Here is a 15,549-nt window from a genome sequence, read left to right on the forward strand (position 1 = left end):
GAAAGCAAGAAAGCGGCCGGTGCGCTCAGTGGCGAGCGCCCCGGCGCATCAGATCAATGGTGGTGATGGTGCTTGCCGTGGCGACGGTAGCCGCGGCCGCGGTCGTCGCGGTCGGAATACGAATTGCGCTGCACGTTGCCGCCCAGTGCCGCACCGGCGCCGCCACCCAGGCCCGCTCCAACGATGCCGCCCGTGCGGCCCCCCATAGCATTGCCTGCAGCCGCACCCACGCCGCCGCCCACTGCGCCACCCACGATGGCGCCCTTGCGCTCGCGGCCGTTGGCCGTCAAAGCGCCGCCCGCGCCGCCGCCGATCGCCCCGCCGATGACCGAGCCGGTCTGCCCGCCGAGCGCGCCGCCAACGGCCGCGCCGCCAGCGCCACCCAGCGCGCCGCCCAGGGCATTGCGCAGGTCATCCGCCGCTGCGGGCAAGGCCGTCAGGCCGGCGAGCGTTGCCACAATCAGGGCAGGTGCAATCTTCTTCAACATGGTGTTCTCCTTATGCGCAAATGCAGGATGCGGCACTCAAACCAGTACTGAGGGGGCCGATCCGGGCTCGATGTGTTCGGGGCGCAGAATACAAGTCACGCAACGGGGCGGGTTAAACACATTCGTCAATCTCGTAACAGAATGTTGCCAGTTCGAGGGCGCCCGTAAGCCGTTGATAAGACAGAGGAACAAGAACACAGGAGAACCCATGCCCAGCTATATCGCCTTCCTGCGCGCCGTGAACGTAGGCGGCACCGGCAAACTACCCATGGCCGAACTGCGCGCGATGTGCGAATCGATCGGCCTGAGCGGCGTACGCACCTACATTGCGAGCGGCAACGTGGTCTTTCAGAGCCGGCTGGCAGAGGCGACCATCAAGGCGAAGCTGGAACGCTGCCTGGAGGATTACGCCGGCAAACCCGTGGGCGTGCTCGTGCGCACAGGTGCCGAGCTGGCGGCGGTGCTGGAAGGCAATCCGTTCAAGACGGCGGCGCCCAACCGAACGGTCGCGATCTTCCTGGACATGCCGCCACCCGCCGATGCGCTCGCCGCTGCCACGGGCCACAGGGCGGAAGAGATGGCCCTGGGCACCCGCGAAATCTACGTGCACTACGGCGACGGCATGGCCGATTCCAAACTGAAGATCCCCGCCGCCAAGACGGGGACGGCGCGCAACATGAACACCATCGCCACGCTGGTCGACTGGGCGACCGAATAGCGGCGCTAAGCGCCCGTCATTGCGCTGCCGCTTTGCGCTTGGTCATGTGGTGAAAGTACGCCAGCAGATCGTTGAGCTGCGCATCGGACAGCGTCTTCTCGTCGATGGCGGACATGCGTGCGTTGGGCCACCAGCGCAGCGATTGCGGATCGCGGATCAGGTGGCGCAGCTTCTCGTCGCCGAGGTATTCCACGGGGCTGTACGGCACGTTCAGGTCGGGGCCAAGGTTGGCGTCGCCGGCACGATTGAGCGTGTGGCACGAAAAGCAGACGCGCTGGAACGTGGCGAAACCGCGCATGACCGGGCCATCTGCGGGCAGCCCCGCGGCGGGCCGGATGGCCGCGAAGCGCTCGCCCGGCAGCGCCGCCACATCGATGCGCACGATGCTGTAAGTCCACAGGCTTTCGTTCACGACCGACGCCTTGGCCGCGGGCGCCGTCCAGATCAGCCGGAACGGGCCGATGTCCTGGCCCTTGAGCGTCGGCCACGGTGCGGCAGGGTCTTCGACAGCCAGCCAGGCGCGGGGCCCGTCGGCGCGATCGCCCAGCAGCAGGCGCATCGGCAGGTGCGAAACGTAGCCGTCGCTGGCAGCGGTAGTGGCGCTGGCATCCGGGCTGACCGTCTGCCCGCGGAACAGCGCCGTCACCGGGATCGCCTTGAAGGTCAGACGGGCCTTCAGGTTCTGGTCTTCCACGGTCACGCTGGTCAGGTGCGGATCGTGCAGCAATGCATCGCGCGACAGCGTGCGGTGCTCCGTGCCGATGTTGACGGTCAGCGTCGCGCCATCAGCAGGGGCATCGGCTGCATGGGCGGTGCTGCTGAACGCCACGCATGCGCAGAGCGTCCATCCTGCGATCGTCGCAAGCCAGTTCTTCATGAGGTCTCCTGTGGGCAAATCGGGCTGTTTCGTTGCGACGAGAGTGTAGGCAAGCGCACGAGGTTTGGCACGGTTTTCGTTATCGATCCATCTCCGCTTCCACGCGCCGCCTCACGGTCTGCAACGCGGCGTCGAGCCGGTCGAGCGCGACGGAGCCCAGCGCCAGACGCAGCGCATGCGGTACCTGCTTCGATGTCGCAAACGGCTCTGCGGTCGACACGGAGATGCCGTCCTGCTGTAGCGCCACGGCGACGCGGTCGGCGCGCACCTCAGGCGGCAGTGCAAGCCAGACAAAGTACGACACCGGATGTGTGACCAGCGTCAGCCCGGCCAGCGCCTTGCGGGCAATCGCCTGACGCGCTGCGGCATCGCACCGTTTCTCGGCCTCCAGGCGCTCGACCGTGCCGTCGTCCAGCCATGCGCATGCGAGGCTGGTGACAATGGCCGGGGTGTTCCACGTCGTGGCGCGGATGGCACGTTCCAGTTGCGGCACCCACACCGCCGGCGCGGCAACGAAGCCGAAACGCAGGCCGGTGGCAACGCTCTTCGATAGACCCGAGATGTAGATGGTTGATTCCGGCGCCAGCGCAGCCAGCGGCACCGGCGGGTTGTCTTCCAGAAAGGCATAGGCCGCGTCCTCCACGGCGAGCAGGCCGTGGCGGCGCACGATGGCTGCCAGTTGGCGCCGCCAGCCGATGCCGCCCACCCAGCCGAGCGGGTTGTGCAGCGTCGGCATGACATAGATGGCGCGCACCCGGCGGCGTGCGCAGAGTCGCTCCAGTGCATCCAGGTCCAACCCTTGCCCGGCGGCGGGCAGCGGGGCCAGTTCCAGATGCAGCATCTCGGCGATGACCTTGAACCCGGGATACGTCAGCGCGTCCACCGCAACCACATCGCCGGGCTTGAGCAGCGCCATCGCAGTCACGGCCAGACCGTGCTGCGCACCGTCGACCACGAGTACGTTGTCCGGCGCGACGGGCAAGCCACGCTGTGCCAGGTGGCGCGCCACGCAAGCGCGTTCATGCGCGCGGCCTCCGTGCGGCGCGTAGCGCAACAGCGCATCCAGATCGCCGCCGCCGGCCAGCTTGCGCAGCGCACGGCTCAGCAGCCGGGCCTGTCCGGGCAGCGACGGATAGTTGAAGTTCAAATCCACCACGCCGGCAGCCACGGCTTGCTGGTCGATACCGAGGCCGCGCGGCAGCGTGTTCTCGCGCACGAAGGTGCCGCGCCCCACTTCGCCGCTCACCAAACCCATCGCTTCAAGCTCGGCATACACGCGCGTGGCCGTGACCAGCGCAACGCCGTGGCGCTGGGCCAGTTGCCGGTGCGTGGGCAGGCGTGTGCCGGGCGGCAGACGGCCGCTGCGGATCTGCGCGACCAGTTCGTCAACGAGCGGTTGGTAGCGGGCTTGGGTCATGTCTGGGTGTACTAAGGACAATTTTTTGATTGTATTGCCCTGTGCCCCTAGCATGCGATCTTTCCCAACGCGACAGCACACGATCATGCACATCGCCATCCTCACCTTCGATGGGTTCAACGAACTGGATTCGCTTATCGCTTTTGGCGTGCTTCACCGCATCAAGAAACCGGACTGGCGCGTGAGCCTGTGTTGCCCGCATACCGAAGTCACTTCGATGAACGGCGTGACGATGCATGCGCAATCGATGCTGGAAGACGCACGCACCGCAGATGCCGTGCTCGTCGGCAGCGGCATCCGCACGCGCGACGTGGTAGCCGATCCGGCTTTGATGGCGCGGCTGGCGCTCGATCCGTCACGCCAGTTGATCGGCGCACAGTGCTCGGGCACGTTGGTGCTGGCCAAGCTGGGGCTGCTCGGCAGCGTGCCGGCCTGCACGGACTTGACCACCAAGCCCTGGGTGCAGGAGGCCGGCGTGCAAGTGCTGAACCAGCCGTTCTACGCCAACGGCAATGTGGCGACGGCAGGCGGCTGCTTTGCTTCGCCGTACCTGGCGGCGTGGGTGATTGCACGCACGGAAGGCGTGGAGGCCGCAGCAGAGGCGTTGCACTACGTGGCGCCCGTCGGCGAGAAAGCGGCCTACGTGGAAAACGCCCTGCGCAACCTGCGGCCTCACCTGCCTGGCTGATCGCGGTGGCGCGGGCGTGTCGATAGACTGGACGGCCCTTCACGCATCGCAGACACGCGATCAGGAGTCACTTCTTGAACACGCTGACGACACTGAAGACGCTGGCCATTCCCGTTACCGTTGCGCTGCTGGCCCACAGCGCTGGCGCGTTTGCAGCCGAAAGCCTGGCCAACGGCATCAAGCGCCGTGCGCCGCAAGGCATTTCCACCAAGTTGTATGCGTGCGTCGACAAGGCGCCGGACAATGCCGACGCTATCGACGCATGTCTCTCCACAGAAAAGACCGCGCAAGACGAGCGTCTGGACCGCTCGTACAAAACGCTCTTGAGCCGATTGAATGGCAAGCCAAAAGAGGCACTGGTAAGTTCAGAGCAGGCGTGGCAGGACTTTCACACCAAAACGGCCGCCCTTGAAACCGCCATCTACGGCAAGGACAAGCGCGACGATCTGCAGCGTCTCGAGAACGAAGTCTTCCGCCTGAGCGAGCGCGCCAACGCGCTCGACAAATATCTGGCTGCGAAGGGGCAATAAACCGTTCAGGCCGCGGCGGTGGTCGACAGCCATTTACGCAGGATGGCCACGCTGTAGCGTGAATCCACCTGTGCGATGAACTGCGCGAAGTCGACGCTGGCGGCGTCATCGGCGCGGTCTGAAATCGTCCGGATCGCGGCAAACGGCACGGCCCACTCGTGGCACACCTGCGCCACGGCGGCACCTTCCATCTCGACGGCCAGGGCATCCGGCAATGCCGTACGCAGCACCGCGCTTTCTGCCGAGGTGCAGACAAAGCGGTCTCCGCTGACGATCAGGCCGCGATGCACCTGCGGCGCCGCAATCCCGAACGCGCGCATGACATCCGGGCCGAGCAACGCATGCGGATCCGCCAACACCGCGCCGGCGCTTTCCCGCAACCCGTTAGCGAGCGACGTGTCAGCGGGGAAACGTGCCATGCCGGTCAGCGGAATCTCCCAGCGCGGGAACAGCGGTGAGGCGTCGACATCGTGCTGCAGCAGTTCTTCTGACACCACGACGTCGCCCACGGCCACGCCCGGCGCCAATGCGCCGGCCACGCCGGCAAACACCACCGCGCGTACGTTGAACTGCGTGATCAGCACCGCCGTGGTGGACGCCGCCGCGACCTTGCCGACGCGCGACAGCACCACAACCACCGCGTGGCCGTCGAGCCAGCCCGTCCAGAAATCGCGGCTGCCGATGTGGACGCACTGTGCATCTGTCAGCCACGTCAGCAGCTCGTTAATCTCTTCATGCAAGGCAGCAACGATGCCTATCGGGCCACGGGCGTTGGGCTGGGAAGACGGAATGTTCATGCAGGAGGCGGCGCCCGCTTGGGGCGTGGATACGTCGAAAGACGCCATTGTCGCCGTAATCCGGCCGCCCGCCGGCGCCGTTACTCAGAGGCGCTGCGCCGCCCGCTGCACGGCGTCGTGGCGATCGGCCCGCAAACGATCGAGCCGCGAGGTCACCGCTTCGAGAATCTCCGGTGCCGCGCGCTCGGGGCGGCCGCAATCGAATGGCGGCGCGGGGGCGTATTCGATACCGAGCTGCACGGCCTGCGCATGTTCGGCACCGGCAATGTCCGCCATGACCGTGAGCGCCATGTCGATGCCGGCCGTCACGCCGCCGCCGGTGATGAGATTGCCGTCACGCACCACACGGGCTTCATCTACGGTGGCGCCAAACGCCGGCAGCAGGTTGCGCCAGGCCCAGTGGCAGGCCGCGCGCTTGCCCTGCAGCAACCCTGCCGCACCCAGCACCAGCGAGCCAGTGCAGACGGAGGTGACATAGCGCGCGCCGTCGGCCAGTCGCCGCACCTGACGCACGAACTCGGCATCTTCCATGGCTTCGATCACGCCAAAACCGCCGGGCACGCAGATCAAGTCGGCATGCGGGATATCCGCCAGCCGCTGCACGTTCGAGATCGTGAGACCGCCATCGGCATGGATCTCGCCACCGGCTGCGGAAGCCACCACGCATTGCGCGCCCGGCAGCCGCCAGAACACTTCATGCGGGCCGGTGAAATCCAGCTGCGTGACGCGGTTGTACAGCGCAAAGACAACGATGAACGGGGAATTCGTCATGGTTCGGCTCTCCTGAGCGTGATGCGGTGGTGGTTGACGCTTCACAGGATCGCGCTCTATCGTGTTGGCAGCAATGACCAGTCTCCCACTTTTTCTGCCATGGCCCACCGCATCGCTGTGCTGATCTTTCCGGACTTCCAACTGCTCGACGCCGCCGGGCCGGTGGCGGCATTTGAAGTCGCCGGCCGGTATCGTGACGACCACTACGCGCTGCGCACGATTGCCGCGCAGGCCGGCCTTGTTCGTAGTTCGTCCGGTGCCCGCTGGGATGCCGACGCCCTGCCCCCGGCCAGGCAGGTCGACACGCTGCTCATTGCCGGCGGCGACGGCGTGGATGCAGCCATGGCCGATGCGCGCACGCGCCGCTTTGTGCAGCGCTGCGCAGCCCGCGGCGCGCGCGTCGCCAGCGTGTGTTCGGGCAGCCTGTTACTGGCCGCCACGGGCTTGCTGAACGGCCGTCGCGCCACGACCCACTGGAGCCGCAGCGAGCAGTTCGCGCGCACGTTTCCGCAGGTGCAGCTCGAACCCGACCACATCTACGTGAACGACGGCCCGATCTGGACCAGCGCCGGCATCAGCGCGGGCATCGACCTGGCGCTTGCCCTCATCGCCGAAGACCTGGGCGAGCGCCTGGCACGCGCGGTGGCGCGGCAGTTGGTCGTGTACTACCGCCGGCCCGGCGGGCAGTCGCAGTTTTCAGCGCTGAATGAGATGGATTCGGCACGCGGCCGCTTCAAGCCGCTGCTCGACCACGTGCGGCGCAACCTGGGCGCACCGCATCGCGTGGGCGATCTGGCCGAGCACGCCTGCATGAGCCCGCGCCATTTCGCACGCGCGTTTCAGGTTGAAACCGGTCTCACGCCTGCAAAGGCCGTGGAAAAATTGCGCGTGGAGGCTGCACGCGCCGCGCTGGAAAGCGGTGCCGTCTCCATGCAGCGCGTGGCCACCGAATGCGGTTTTGGCGATACCGAGCGCATGCGGCGCAGTTTCCAGCGCCTGTTGGGTGTACCTCCGTCTTCATTGCGCGCACGCTAACTTCACTTAAACCCGCACCGCTGCGCCATTCGCCTTCCTCAGGCCCAAACTTTGCGTCCGAGCTCCGGCGCCGCCCAACCTCGACAAGAAAGGGCGAGCAAAACGGACACCGGGAACGCAACGAGCGAAGGAGGAGACGCGTATGAACACTCGGGAAATGCTGGCCATCGTGGGCGTTACGCTGGCCGTGATCACAGCCTATTCGCTTGCCCGCGATCTGACCGACGAGCCGCTGGGCCTGCGGGCGCCGCAGACCGGTCTCGTGTACGTGCAAGCGCAGGTGAATGCGCCGCATCAGTGACGCGCATAGCGCGCAAAGGCCGCCGCACCTCCCTGACCGAATGACCGCCGCGGCTGGTGAAAGACATCGCCCGCGCGGGGCACAGCAATGACCGTGCACATCGGCATTTCAGGGTGGCGCTACGCAGGCTGGCGCGGCGTGTTCTACCCGGAAGACCTGGCACAGCGCCGCGAGCTGGAATATGCATCGCGCCAGTTCGACACCATCGAGATCAACGGCTCGCACTACTCGCTGCAATCGATCACAAGCTGGCAGGCCTGGCACGACACCGCGCCCGACAGCTTTGTTTTTGCCGTCAAGGGGCCGCGCTACCTGACCCACATGCTGCGCTTCCGTGACGAGACGGCGGTGCCGGCGCTGGCTAACTTCTTCGCTTCCGGGGTGCTGGCGCTGCGGCGCAAGCTCGGACCGTTCCTGTGGCAGTTTCCGCCCAGCTACCGGTTCGATGCAGGGCGGTTCGAGCGTTTCCTGTCACTGTTGCCGCGCGACACGGCAGCCGCCCGTGCGCTGGCCCGACAGCACGATGGACGCGTCAAGGCGCCGTGGTTTGCAACCCGCGAACAGCACAGCCTGCGCCATGCAGTGGAAGTGCGCCACGACAGCTTCTGCACACCGGAGTTTGCCTCGCTCCTGCGCCGGCATCACGCTGCGCTGGTGGTCTCGCATGCGATTGCGGACTGGCCGTACCTTGAAGACGTGACGAGCGATTTCGTCTACCTCCGCCTGCACGGCGCCGATGCGCTCTACAGCGGCGCCTATGCCGATGCCGCGTTGGACCGCTGGGCCGACCGCATCCGCCAATGGGCTGCGGGGAGCGAGCCGGCCGACGCACACCGCGTTGGCGCGCCCGCCAAACTTCGGCGCAGCGGCCGCGACGTCTATTGCTACTTCGATAACGATAAAAAAGTCGAAGCGCCGTCCGATGCGCGACGCTTGCTCGAACGGCTGCGTGCCGAATGAGATGGCGGCTCGCCTCTGAGCGCTAGCGCTCAGCCCGTCTTCACCCGCTGGCGCTTCGCCTGCTTGACGGCTGCGGGGTGGACGACCGCCGTATCCTCCGGTGCCAGGGGGCGCCCGTCTTGCGCACGGAGTTCAAGGCGGGGCACCGGCTTCCCCGTTGCCTTGTCCACGAGGACAACGTGCGCCTCATCCGGCGCAAAGCAGAACGCTTCACCCCATTGCCGCAGCGCCACGAGCAATGGAAACAGCGCGCGTCCTTTCTCAGTCAGCACATAGTCCTGATACGCGCTGCCGTCTGACGCCGGCACCGTCTCGAGAATGTCGTGCGCCACGAGGTTGCGCAGGCGCACCGCCAGGATGTTTTTCGACAGGCCCAGACTGCGCTGAAACTCGCCAAAACGGCGCAGGCCATCGAACGCATCCCGAACGATCAGCAGCGACCACCAGTCGCCAATGGCATCCAGCGGCCTGGCGACGCCGCAAAGAGACTCCGCGTGGCTCGTACGTTTGACCATCTGTATCGCGCTTGCTGTGCGCGTCCTCATATTCAATGTGGTTGCAATATAAAACCTCGACTGCTATAACGCAACGGTTTCATATTGCAACCACTTAAGGCAAGGAGGAAGCACGACATGCGCGTTGATACGTTCGATGGGATGTACCCCTATACCCCCCGCTTTACCGATGCACCGGGCTTCTCGATGCATTTCGTGGACGAGGGCCCCGCCGATGGCGAAGTCGTGCTGTGTCTGCATGGCGAGCCCACATGGGGTTTCCTCTTCCGGCACCTGATCGCGGCACTGCGCGGCGCCCACCGCGTGGTGGCGCTCGACCACATGGGCTTTGGCAGGAGCGAAACACCGCCATCTCGCAGCTACTGGTTGCAAGACCACATCGACAACCTTGAGCGCTTCGTGCTCGCGCTGGACCTGCGCGGCATCACGCTCGTCATGCACGACTTTGGCGGGCCAGTCGGGATGGGGCTCGCGTCACGGCATCCGGATCGCATTCGGCGCATCGTCAGCGTCAACGGGCCAACGCCGTTCGGGCAGGCGACGTTGGGTGAACGCCTGGCCGCCAACGCGGCAGTGTCGCCATGGTTTCAGTGGATCATGCGGGCCGAATCGGAGGGGCGTCTTGAAGCCGTACTGGGTGAACTCGGCTTCAACATCCTCAGCACCTTAAAGCTCAACGGCTTTGAAGACCACGGGCTCATCAACGATGCGTGGTTGCAGGCGTACGGCGCGCGCTTTGCAACGCCGGCGGACTGCGCTGGCGCCATCGGTTGGGCCAAAGGCTTTGCGACCGGCGCCCATCGCTTTGAAGTGCCGGACGCTGCAGCGCGCCGTGCCATCGCCACCAAACCCGCCATGGCGATTTGGGGCATGGCAGACCGCACGTTGCATGCAGTGCATTTCCTGCCGCTGTTCAGTGAGCTGTTTCCGGACGCGCCGGTGCATCGGTTGCCCGGCGTTGGGCATTACAGCTTTGAAGATGCGCCCGGTGCGATTGCCGATCGCATCGCGACGTTTCTCGCGCAAACGTGAGGGCGTAGCATCCGCCAGCTACCACGCCGCATACATGCACAGAACACAGCGAACGCGAAGCCGGCGCCCAAGCGCAGGCTACGCTTGCTCGCGCTGCCCTGGCGCGGCCGCCTGGCCGAGCCTGACTTCCGCCACCAGCCCACCGCCTTCGCGATTGCGCAACGTGAGCCCGCCGCCTGCAGCCACAGCCAACTGCTGCGCGATCGCCAGGCCCAGCCCCGTGCCGCCCGTCTCGCGGCTGCGCGAATTCTCCAGCCGCACAAACGGCTGCAGCACCGCATCGAGCTTGTCTTCCGGAATACCGGGCCCGCGGTCGCGCACTTCGATCACCACGGCATCGCCGTCGCGGCGCACACTCACTTCAGCCGCGCCACCAAACTTGATCGCGTTGTCGGTCAGGTTGGTCAACACGCGGCGCAATGCGTGCGGGCGCGTGACGATCGCACCGGTAGCGTGCTGCTCCAGCGTGACGGGCTTGCCGGTGTCCTGGTAGTCGTACACCAGGCTTTCGACAAACGATCCGACGTCGATGCGCGAGGGCTTTTCACCATCGCCATGCGCGCTGCGCGCATAGGCCAGGCCCTCGCGCACGAGCGTTTCAATCTCGGCCAGATCGTTCAACAGCTTGCGCTTTTCTTCGGAGTCTTCCGCCAGTTCTGCGCGCAGCTTCATGCGCGTGATGGGCGTCTGCAAGTCGTGCGAAATGGCGGCCAGAATCTGCACGCGCTCTTCGACAAAGCGGGCAATGCGCTGGCGCATGGCGTTGAACGCGTGCGCGGCGCGGGCCAGTTCGGTCGGGCCGTTCTCGTCCAGCGGGGGCGTCTGCGCGTTGGGGTTGAGCGCATCGGCGGCGTCGGCCAATGCCACCAGCGGGCGGATCGACAATCGCACCGCAAACCAGCAGCACACGATCAGCAAGAGCAATTGCACCACCAGCACATACGGCAGCCACTGCGCAATGGGCGTCATGCGTGGATGCACGTCAATGGTGAGCGTGCTGCCGTCGCTGAGCGTGAGGTGTGCCTGCAGTTGCTTGCCGTCGCCGGGGATCGACTCGACTGTCACGGGAAAGCGGCCGCCGCTCGCCTCGCTGATGCGGGCGGCGATGTCCTTGCCACGCTGCGTCATCTCAGGAACACCGGGCAGGCCGGGGCCGAGGATGTACTGATAGTTGCCGCGGTTCAGACGCGGCAGCCACTGCGGGCGCTCCTCGGCAGGCAAGCGGTCAAGGATGGCGATAGCGGTGGACACATCGGTTTCCAGCGTGCCGAGCATCACCTCGCGCGCGCTCATGTAGCGCTCGGAAAACAGCACGGCAAACGACAGCGCATACGCCACCACCAAACCCGCCAGCAGGATCACAAAGAGGCGCGAGCCCAGCGTGCGCGGCCATGCCCAGGCACGCGTGCTCATGGTTGCGGTCATTGGCGGGCCTCCTTGATCTCCACCGGCTTGGCAAAGACATAGCCCTCGCTGCGCACGGTCTTGATGTACGCCGGATCGCGCGCGTCGTCGTTCAGGCGCTGGCGCAGGCGGCTGACCAGCAGGTCGACGGATCGCTCGAACATCTCGGCCTCGCGGCCCTGCGTGAGGTTGAGCAGTTGATCGCGGTTGAACACGCGCATCGGGTGGTCGACAAACACGCGCAGCAGCCGGTATTCCGCACCGCTCAGCGCAACGATGGTGCCCTCGGCGTCGATCAGGTGGCGCGCGGTCGTATCGAGGTGCCAATCGCCAAAGGCCAGCATCTGCCCAGCTTCGGAGATCTGCAGGTTGGGCGGCAGCATGCGCGTGCGGCGCAGCACGGCCTTGATGCGGGCGAGCAACTCGCGCGCGGCAAACGGCTTGGCCAGGTAATCGTCGGCGCCCATTTCCAGGCCGATGATGCGATCGGTCTCGTCGTCGCGCGCGGTCAGCATCAGCACGGGCGTGGCCTTGTGCTTGCCGGCGCGCAGTTCGCGGCACAGCACCAGGCCGTCGTCGCCGGGCAGCATCAGGTCGAGCACGATCAGGTCGACGGTGTTGGCTTCCAGGAACGCACGCATGTGGCGCCCGTCGGGCGAGGCGGTCACCCGCAGCCCGTTCTTGGTGAGATAGGTCGAAACGAGTTCGCGGATCTCGCGGTCATCATCGACGATCAGGATGTGGTCGACGTGGGCGTCCATGGGTGGTGACCTCGGCACGATGGAAGGTGGAAGGAAGGCGCCATTTTGCGCCTGTCCGTGTGACGTCGCGAGCCCGTGTTGTATCGCAATGCATCTGGCGGATGCGTTTGTACAGTTCGATACAAAGTCGCCCCCATGGTGATACATGCCAGCTACGCGCGCGGTGTCTGATGGAGGCCATCCCGATCCCTTGCCAAGGAATGTCGACCATGAGCCTGCTGATACTCGCCTACCTGGGCGGCGCGCTGACCATCCTGAGCCCGTGCATCCTGCCCGTTCTGCCGTTTGTGCTGAGCCGTACCAACCAGCCTTTTGTGCGCGGCAAACTGCCGATGCTCGCCGGCATGGCCCTCACCTTTGCCGGCTTTGCGACGCTGCTCTCGGCCGGCGGCGCGTGGGCGGTGCGCACCAATGAAGTCGGCCGGTTTGTGGCGCTTGCGCTGCTGGCCGTGTTCGGGCTCTCGCTGCTGTGGCCCAGGCTGGGCGATCTGATGGCCCGGCCGGTTGTGGCGCTGGGCAACCGGCTGGCGGGGCAAGCATCCACGGGCGGGGCATCAGCAGAACCTTCGGTGGCGGGCTCGCTGCTGCTGGGCGTCGCCACGGGGATGCTGTGGGCGCCGTGCGCCGGCCCGATCCTCGGTTTGGTGTTGACCGGCGTGGCGCTCAATGGCGCGAGCGTGTCCAGCGCGCTGGCGCTGGCGGCCTATGCCGCGGGTGCGGCCACGTCGTTGGCAGCAGCATTGGGGCTGGGCGGCCGCGTGTTCACGGCCATGAAGCGCTCCATGGGCCTGGGCGAGTGGGCGCGTCGCATCATGGGCGCAGGCGTGCTGGGCGGCGTGGCCCTCATCGGGCTGGGCGCCGATACGCGCCTGCTGGCGCGCCTGTCTTCCGGCGGCACCACGCAACTTGAACAGGCACTGGTCAACGGGTTGGGCGTGACTCGGCCGACACCGCAGGCCAGCCTCAACGTGGTGTCCAAAGCCAACGCCGCGCCAGTGGCGAAACCCAGCGGCTTGCCCGTGGAAGGCCGCCTGGCCTCGTTCGACGGCGCGGTGCAGTGGCTCAACTCCGCGCCGCTCACGGCCGACCAACTGCGCGGCAAGGTCACGCTGGTCTATTTCTGGACGTACTCGTGCATCAACTGCATCCGCACGCTGCCATACCTGCGCGCGTGGGCCGACAAGTACAAGGACCAGGGCCTGACCGTGGTCGGCGTGCACGCGCCGGAGTTCGCGTTCGAGAAGTCGCCCGAGAACGTCGCCCGCGCCGTCAGCGGCTTCCGCGTCAATTTTCCGGTCGCCATCGACAGCAACTACCGCATCTGGAATGCCTTCCACAACAGCTACTGGCCCGCCGCGTACTTTGTCGATGCCCAGGGCAACATCCGGCACCACCAGTTTGGCGAGGGTGATTACGCCGCCTCTGAGCGCGTCATCCAGGCGCTGCTGGCCGAGGCAGGCAACCAGCAGGTGGCGGGCGGCGTTGTCGAGCCCGATGCGCCCGGCGCGCAAGCCGCACCAGACCTGGACAACATCCGCTCACCGGAAACGTATGTCGGCTACGCGCAAGCCGCGCGTTTTGCATCGCCCGGCGGCGCGCAGATCGGCACGTCGCACGCATACCGCGTCGGCAAGCTCGGCCTGAACGATTGGGGCTTGTCGTGGCAATGGACCATCGACGCCGAGCAGGCCACGCTGGACCGCGCTGGCGGCAGCATCGTCTACCGATTCCACGCGCGGGATCTGCACCTCGTGCTCGGGCCCGCCGCCGACGGCCGTGCCGTGCGCTTCACCGTCACGATCGACGGCAAGGCCCCCGGCGCCAGTCACGGTGCCGATACCGATGCAAACGGCAACGGCGCCATCACGCAAACGCGCCTCTACCAGCTCATCCGGCAAGCCGGCACGGTGGGCGAGCACACGTTCGAGATCCGCTTTCTCGATGCCGGGGCGCATGCCTACGCCTTCACCTTCGGCTGACCGCGCGCCACCGTTTTGTACGCGTTTGTATCCAGCCGCGACGCAGATACGTACCCAGACAAAACGGCCCTTCCGCGCTACGTCAGGGATACGTCGGCCTTCTTTAATACGTCTCGTGGCCCCGGCAACCAGCGAACACCAAGCCGCCCAAGCCGGGACGCAAATCCAACCCCAGTCTTTCCCTTTCATCAAAAGGAGATCTCCATGACCCGCATCGAAAACGTTCTGTACACCGCCAAGGTCAACGTCACCGGCGGCCGCGACGGCCAGGCGCACAGCGATGACGACCGCCTGAACCTGAAGCTCTCGCCCCCGGGCAGCAACGGCCGCGGCACGAATCCCGAGCAACTGTTTGCCGCGGGCTGGTCGGCCTGCTTTATCGGCGCGATGGGCCGTGCGGCCAGCCAGATGAAGATCAAGCTGCCGGCCGATCTGGCCTTGAACACCGAAGTCGACCTGGGCACCACCGACGACGCCTTCTTCCTGCAGGCACGGCTGAACGTAAGCCTGCCGGGCCTGGACCGCGAAGTCGCCCAAGCCGTGGTGGAAGCGGCCCACCAGCTGTGCCCGTATTCGAAGGCCACGCGCGGCAACATCCACGTCGAGCTGAACCTGGTCTGACGCACCGCATGGCCCGCCGCACGCCGCATGCCACCAATGGCCGCGGGCCTTCGCTCTCAACCTTTCACGGATTCCACATCATGCGCACGACCTTCCGCGCCGCCCTCGCGGCACTCGCCATCGGCGCCGTCTACTTTGTCGGGACTGGCGCGCCCGCGTTCAGCCAGACTGCGGCCACCGGCGCCGCAGCGCCAGAATTCACGGGCATCAACCAGTGGCTGAACTCGCCGCCGCTGTCCATGAAAGACCTGCGCGGCAAGGTCGTGCTGGTGGATTTCTGGACGTACTCCTGCATCAACTGCCTCAACACGCTGCCGCACGTGAAGCAGTGGTACGACAAATACAAGGATCAGGGCCTGGTCGTGGTGGGCGTGCACACACCGGAATACGCGTTCGAAAAATCGACCGCCAACGTGCAGGAAGCGCTCAAGCGCCTGGACGTGCACTACCCCGTCGCGCAGGACAACAGCTACGCAACGTGGTCGGCCTTCCACAACCAGTTCTGGCCCGCGCTGTACCTGATCGATGCCGACGGTCGCATCGTCTACCAGCACTTTGGCGAAGGCCGCTATGCCGAGACGGAAGCCGCCATCCAGAAGCTGCTGGCAAATCAAAAACCGCAGAAGCCCGCGTGATGGCGCGGCGTGAGACAACC

The 15,549-nt window shown here is 66.0% G+C and carries 18 protein-coding genes; 10 read left to right on the top strand and 8 right to left on the bottom strand.

What is annotated here, in order from left to right; translation table 11 throughout:
- Positions 1-53: 53 nt before the first annotated feature.
- The gene (locus tag ACTJK4_RS18865; protein ID WP_232040120.1) at positions 54-488 is read right to left on the bottom strand and encodes a hypothetical protein; all 435 of its coding nucleotides are present in this window, start codon (positions 486-488) and stop codon (positions 54-56) included.
- A gap of 208 nt (positions 489-696) precedes the next feature.
- Here ACTJK4_RS18865 and ACTJK4_RS18870 point away from each other — a divergent pair, with 208 nt between their 5' ends.
- A complete protein-coding gene (locus ACTJK4_RS18870; RefSeq protein ID WP_260801267.1) occupies positions 697-1,206 on the top strand; it encodes a DUF1697 domain-containing protein in 510 nt (169 codons plus the stop codon).
- Between the two features lie 16 nt (positions 1,207-1,222).
- On the opposite strand, the gene ACTJK4_RS18875 is transcribed toward ACTJK4_RS18870, so the two are convergent.
- Together ACTJK4_RS18875 and ACTJK4_RS18880 are read right to left on the bottom strand one after the other, a co-directional pair.
- Positions 1,223-2,083 (bottom strand): c-type cytochrome, encoded by an 861-nt coding sequence (locus ACTJK4_RS18875; protein WP_433867713.1) that lies wholly within the window; start codon positions 2,081-2,083, stop codon positions 1,223-1,225.
- Between the two features lie 79 nt (positions 2,084-2,162).
- Positions 2,163-3,500, bottom strand: a complete 1,338-nt coding sequence (locus tag ACTJK4_RS18880; protein WP_440818644.1) for a PLP-dependent aminotransferase family protein — start codon at positions 3,498-3,500, stop codon at positions 2,163-2,165.
- A gap of 85 nt (positions 3,501-3,585) precedes the next feature.
- On the opposite strand from ACTJK4_RS18880, the gene ACTJK4_RS18885 reads away from it, so the two are divergent.
- Positions 3,586-4,188: a DJ-1/PfpI family protein gene (locus ACTJK4_RS18885; RefSeq protein WP_440818645.1), complete on the top strand. Its 603-nt coding sequence runs from the start codon at positions 3,586-3,588 to the stop codon at positions 4,186-4,188.
- A 74-nt stretch (positions 4,189-4,262) separates the two neighbouring features.
- Positions 4,263-4,718 carry a lysozyme inhibitor LprI family protein gene (locus ACTJK4_RS18890; RefSeq protein ID WP_260801263.1) on the top strand — a complete coding sequence of 152 codons (456 nt, stop codon included), beginning with the start codon at positions 4,263-4,265 and terminating at the stop codon, positions 4,716-4,718.
- Positions 4,719-4,723: 5 nt separating this feature from the next.
- Here ACTJK4_RS18890 and ACTJK4_RS18895 read toward each other — a convergent pair whose 3' ends face one another.
- Both ACTJK4_RS18895 and ACTJK4_RS18900 read right to left on the bottom strand, forming a co-directional pair.
- Positions 4,724-5,515, bottom strand: a complete 792-nt coding sequence (locus tag ACTJK4_RS18895) for a 5'-methylthioadenosine/adenosylhomocysteine nucleosidase (RefSeq protein WP_440818646.1) — start codon at positions 5,513-5,515, stop codon at positions 4,724-4,726.
- An 84-nt stretch (positions 5,516-5,599) separates the two neighbouring features.
- Positions 5,600-6,286 carry a DJ-1/PfpI family protein gene (locus tag ACTJK4_RS18900; RefSeq protein WP_414561553.1) on the bottom strand — a complete coding sequence of 229 codons (687 nt, stop codon included), beginning with the start codon at positions 6,284-6,286 and terminating at the stop codon, positions 5,600-5,602.
- 99 nt (positions 6,287-6,385) lie between these two features.
- On the opposite strand from ACTJK4_RS18900, the gene ACTJK4_RS18905 reads away from it, so the two are divergent.
- The 3 genes from ACTJK4_RS18905 (at position 6,386) to ACTJK4_RS18915 (ending at position 8,582) form a co-directional block, all read left to right on the top strand.
- Positions 6,386-7,321 carry a GlxA family transcriptional regulator gene (locus tag ACTJK4_RS18905; protein ID WP_440818647.1) on the top strand — a complete coding sequence of 312 codons (936 nt, stop codon included), beginning with the start codon at positions 6,386-6,388 and terminating at the stop codon, positions 7,319-7,321.
- A 142-nt stretch (positions 7,322-7,463) separates the two neighbouring features.
- Positions 7,464-7,622: a hypothetical protein gene (locus tag ACTJK4_RS18910; RefSeq protein WP_260801259.1), complete on the top strand. Its 159-nt coding sequence runs from the start codon at positions 7,464-7,466 to the stop codon at positions 7,620-7,622.
- 87 nt (positions 7,623-7,709) lie between these two features.
- On the top strand, positions 7,710-8,582 hold the full coding sequence (locus tag ACTJK4_RS18915) for a DUF72 domain-containing protein (RefSeq protein ID WP_440818648.1): 873 nt from the start codon (positions 7,710-7,712) through the stop codon (positions 8,580-8,582).
- A 29-nt stretch (positions 8,583-8,611) separates the two neighbouring features.
- On the opposite strand, the gene ACTJK4_RS18920 is transcribed toward ACTJK4_RS18915, so the two are convergent.
- Positions 8,612-9,097 carry a winged helix-turn-helix transcriptional regulator gene (locus ACTJK4_RS18920; protein ID WP_414561550.1) on the bottom strand — a complete coding sequence of 162 codons (486 nt, stop codon included), beginning with the start codon at positions 9,095-9,097 and terminating at the stop codon, positions 8,612-8,614.
- 117 nt (positions 9,098-9,214) lie between these two features.
- Between ACTJK4_RS18920 and ACTJK4_RS18925 the strand changes: the two genes are divergently transcribed.
- Entirely contained in the window at positions 9,215-10,129 is a 915-nt protein-coding gene (locus ACTJK4_RS18925) for an alpha/beta fold hydrolase (RefSeq protein WP_343618751.1), read from the top strand.
- 78 nt (positions 10,130-10,207) lie between these two features.
- On the opposite strand, the gene ACTJK4_RS18930 is transcribed toward ACTJK4_RS18925, so the two are convergent.
- Both ACTJK4_RS18930 and ACTJK4_RS18935 read right to left on the bottom strand, forming a co-directional pair.
- On the bottom strand, positions 10,208-11,542 hold the full coding sequence (locus ACTJK4_RS18930) for a sensor histidine kinase (protein WP_414563301.1): 1,335 nt from the start codon (positions 11,540-11,542) through the stop codon (positions 10,208-10,210).
- Between the two features lie 8 nt (positions 11,543-11,550).
- The gene (locus ACTJK4_RS18935; RefSeq protein WP_232040149.1) at positions 11,551-12,294 is read right to left on the bottom strand and encodes a response regulator; all 744 of its coding nucleotides are present in this window, start codon (positions 12,292-12,294) and stop codon (positions 11,551-11,553) included.
- 209 nt (positions 12,295-12,503) lie between these two features.
- Here ACTJK4_RS18935 and ACTJK4_RS18940 point away from each other — a divergent pair, with 209 nt between their 5' ends.
- The 3 genes from ACTJK4_RS18940 to ACTJK4_RS18950 all read left to right on the top strand — a co-directional run bounded on the left by ACTJK4_RS18940 (position 12,504) and on the right by ACTJK4_RS18950 (position 15,529).
- Positions 12,504-14,273 (top strand): cytochrome c biogenesis protein DipZ, encoded by a 1,770-nt coding sequence (locus ACTJK4_RS18940; RefSeq protein ID WP_440818649.1) that lies wholly within the window; start codon positions 12,504-12,506, stop codon positions 14,271-14,273.
- A gap of 204 nt (positions 14,274-14,477) precedes the next feature.
- Entirely contained in the window at positions 14,478-14,894 is a 417-nt protein-coding gene (locus ACTJK4_RS18945; protein WP_260801246.1) for an organic hydroperoxide resistance protein, read from the top strand.
- 80 nt (positions 14,895-14,974) lie between these two features.
- Positions 14,975-15,529: a thioredoxin family protein gene (locus ACTJK4_RS18950; RefSeq protein WP_440818650.1), complete on the top strand. Its 555-nt coding sequence runs from the start codon at positions 14,975-14,977 to the stop codon at positions 15,527-15,529.
- The last annotated feature ends 20 nt before the right edge of the window (positions 15,530-15,549 follow it).

This window comes from Ralstonia sp. 22111 (assembly GCF_052045895.1).
Classification (GTDB): domain Bacteria; phylum Pseudomonadota; class Gammaproteobacteria; order Burkholderiales; family Burkholderiaceae; genus Ralstonia; species Ralstonia wenshanensis.

What these genes read in the sequence shown, in the direction of transcription:
- ACTJK4_RS18865 (WP_232040120.1), bottom strand. Translation starts at nt 488, where the DNA reads ATGTTGAAGAAGATTGCACCTGCCCTGATTGTGGCAACGCTCGCCGGC.
- ACTJK4_RS18870 (WP_260801267.1), top strand. Translation starts at nt 697, where the DNA reads ATGCCCAGCTATATCGCCTTCCTGCGCGCCGTGAACGTAGGCGGCACC.
- ACTJK4_RS18875 (WP_433867713.1), bottom strand. Translation starts at nt 2,083, where the DNA reads ATGAAGAACTGGCTTGCGACGATCGCAGGATGGACGCTCTGCGCATGC.
- ACTJK4_RS18880 (WP_440818644.1), bottom strand. Translation starts at nt 3,500, where the DNA reads ATGACCCAAGCCCGCTACCAACCGCTCGTTGACGAACTGGTCGCGCAG.
- ACTJK4_RS18885 (WP_440818645.1), top strand. Translation starts at nt 3,586, where the DNA reads ATGCACATCGCCATCCTCACCTTCGATGGGTTCAACGAACTGGATTCG.
- ACTJK4_RS18895 (WP_440818646.1), bottom strand. Translation starts at nt 5,515, where the DNA reads ATGAACATTCCGTCTTCCCAGCCCAACGCCCGTGGCCCGATAGGCATC.
- ACTJK4_RS18900 (WP_414561553.1), bottom strand. Translation starts at nt 6,286, where the DNA reads ATGACGAATTCCCCGTTCATCGTTGTCTTTGCGCTGTACAACCGCGTC.
- ACTJK4_RS18905 (WP_440818647.1), top strand. Translation starts at nt 6,386, where the DNA reads ATGGCCCACCGCATCGCTGTGCTGATCTTTCCGGACTTCCAACTGCTC.
- ACTJK4_RS18910 (WP_260801259.1), top strand. Translation starts at nt 7,464, where the DNA reads ATGAACACTCGGGAAATGCTGGCCATCGTGGGCGTTACGCTGGCCGTG.
- ACTJK4_RS18915 (WP_440818648.1), top strand. Translation starts at nt 7,710, where the DNA reads ATGACCGTGCACATCGGCATTTCAGGGTGGCGCTACGCAGGCTGGCGC.
- ACTJK4_RS18920 (WP_414561550.1), bottom strand. Translation starts at nt 9,097, where the DNA reads ATGGTCAAACGTACGAGCCACGCGGAGTCTCTTTGCGGCGTCGCCAGG.
- ACTJK4_RS18925 (WP_343618751.1), top strand. Translation starts at nt 9,215, where the DNA reads ATGCGCGTTGATACGTTCGATGGGATGTACCCCTATACCCCCCGCTTT.
- ACTJK4_RS18930 (WP_414563301.1), bottom strand. Translation starts at nt 11,542, where the DNA reads ATGAGCACGCGTGCCTGGGCATGGCCGCGCACGCTGGGCTCGCGCCTC.
- ACTJK4_RS18935 (WP_232040149.1), bottom strand. Translation starts at nt 12,294, where the DNA reads ATGGACGCCCACGTCGACCACATCCTGATCGTCGATGATGACCGCGAG.
- ACTJK4_RS18940 (WP_440818649.1), top strand. Translation starts at nt 12,504, where the DNA reads ATGAGCCTGCTGATACTCGCCTACCTGGGCGGCGCGCTGACCATCCTG.
- ACTJK4_RS18945 (WP_260801246.1), top strand. Translation starts at nt 14,478, where the DNA reads ATGACCCGCATCGAAAACGTTCTGTACACCGCCAAGGTCAACGTCACC.
- ACTJK4_RS18950 (WP_440818650.1), top strand. Translation starts at nt 14,975, where the DNA reads ATGCGCACGACCTTCCGCGCCGCCCTCGCGGCACTCGCCATCGGCGCC.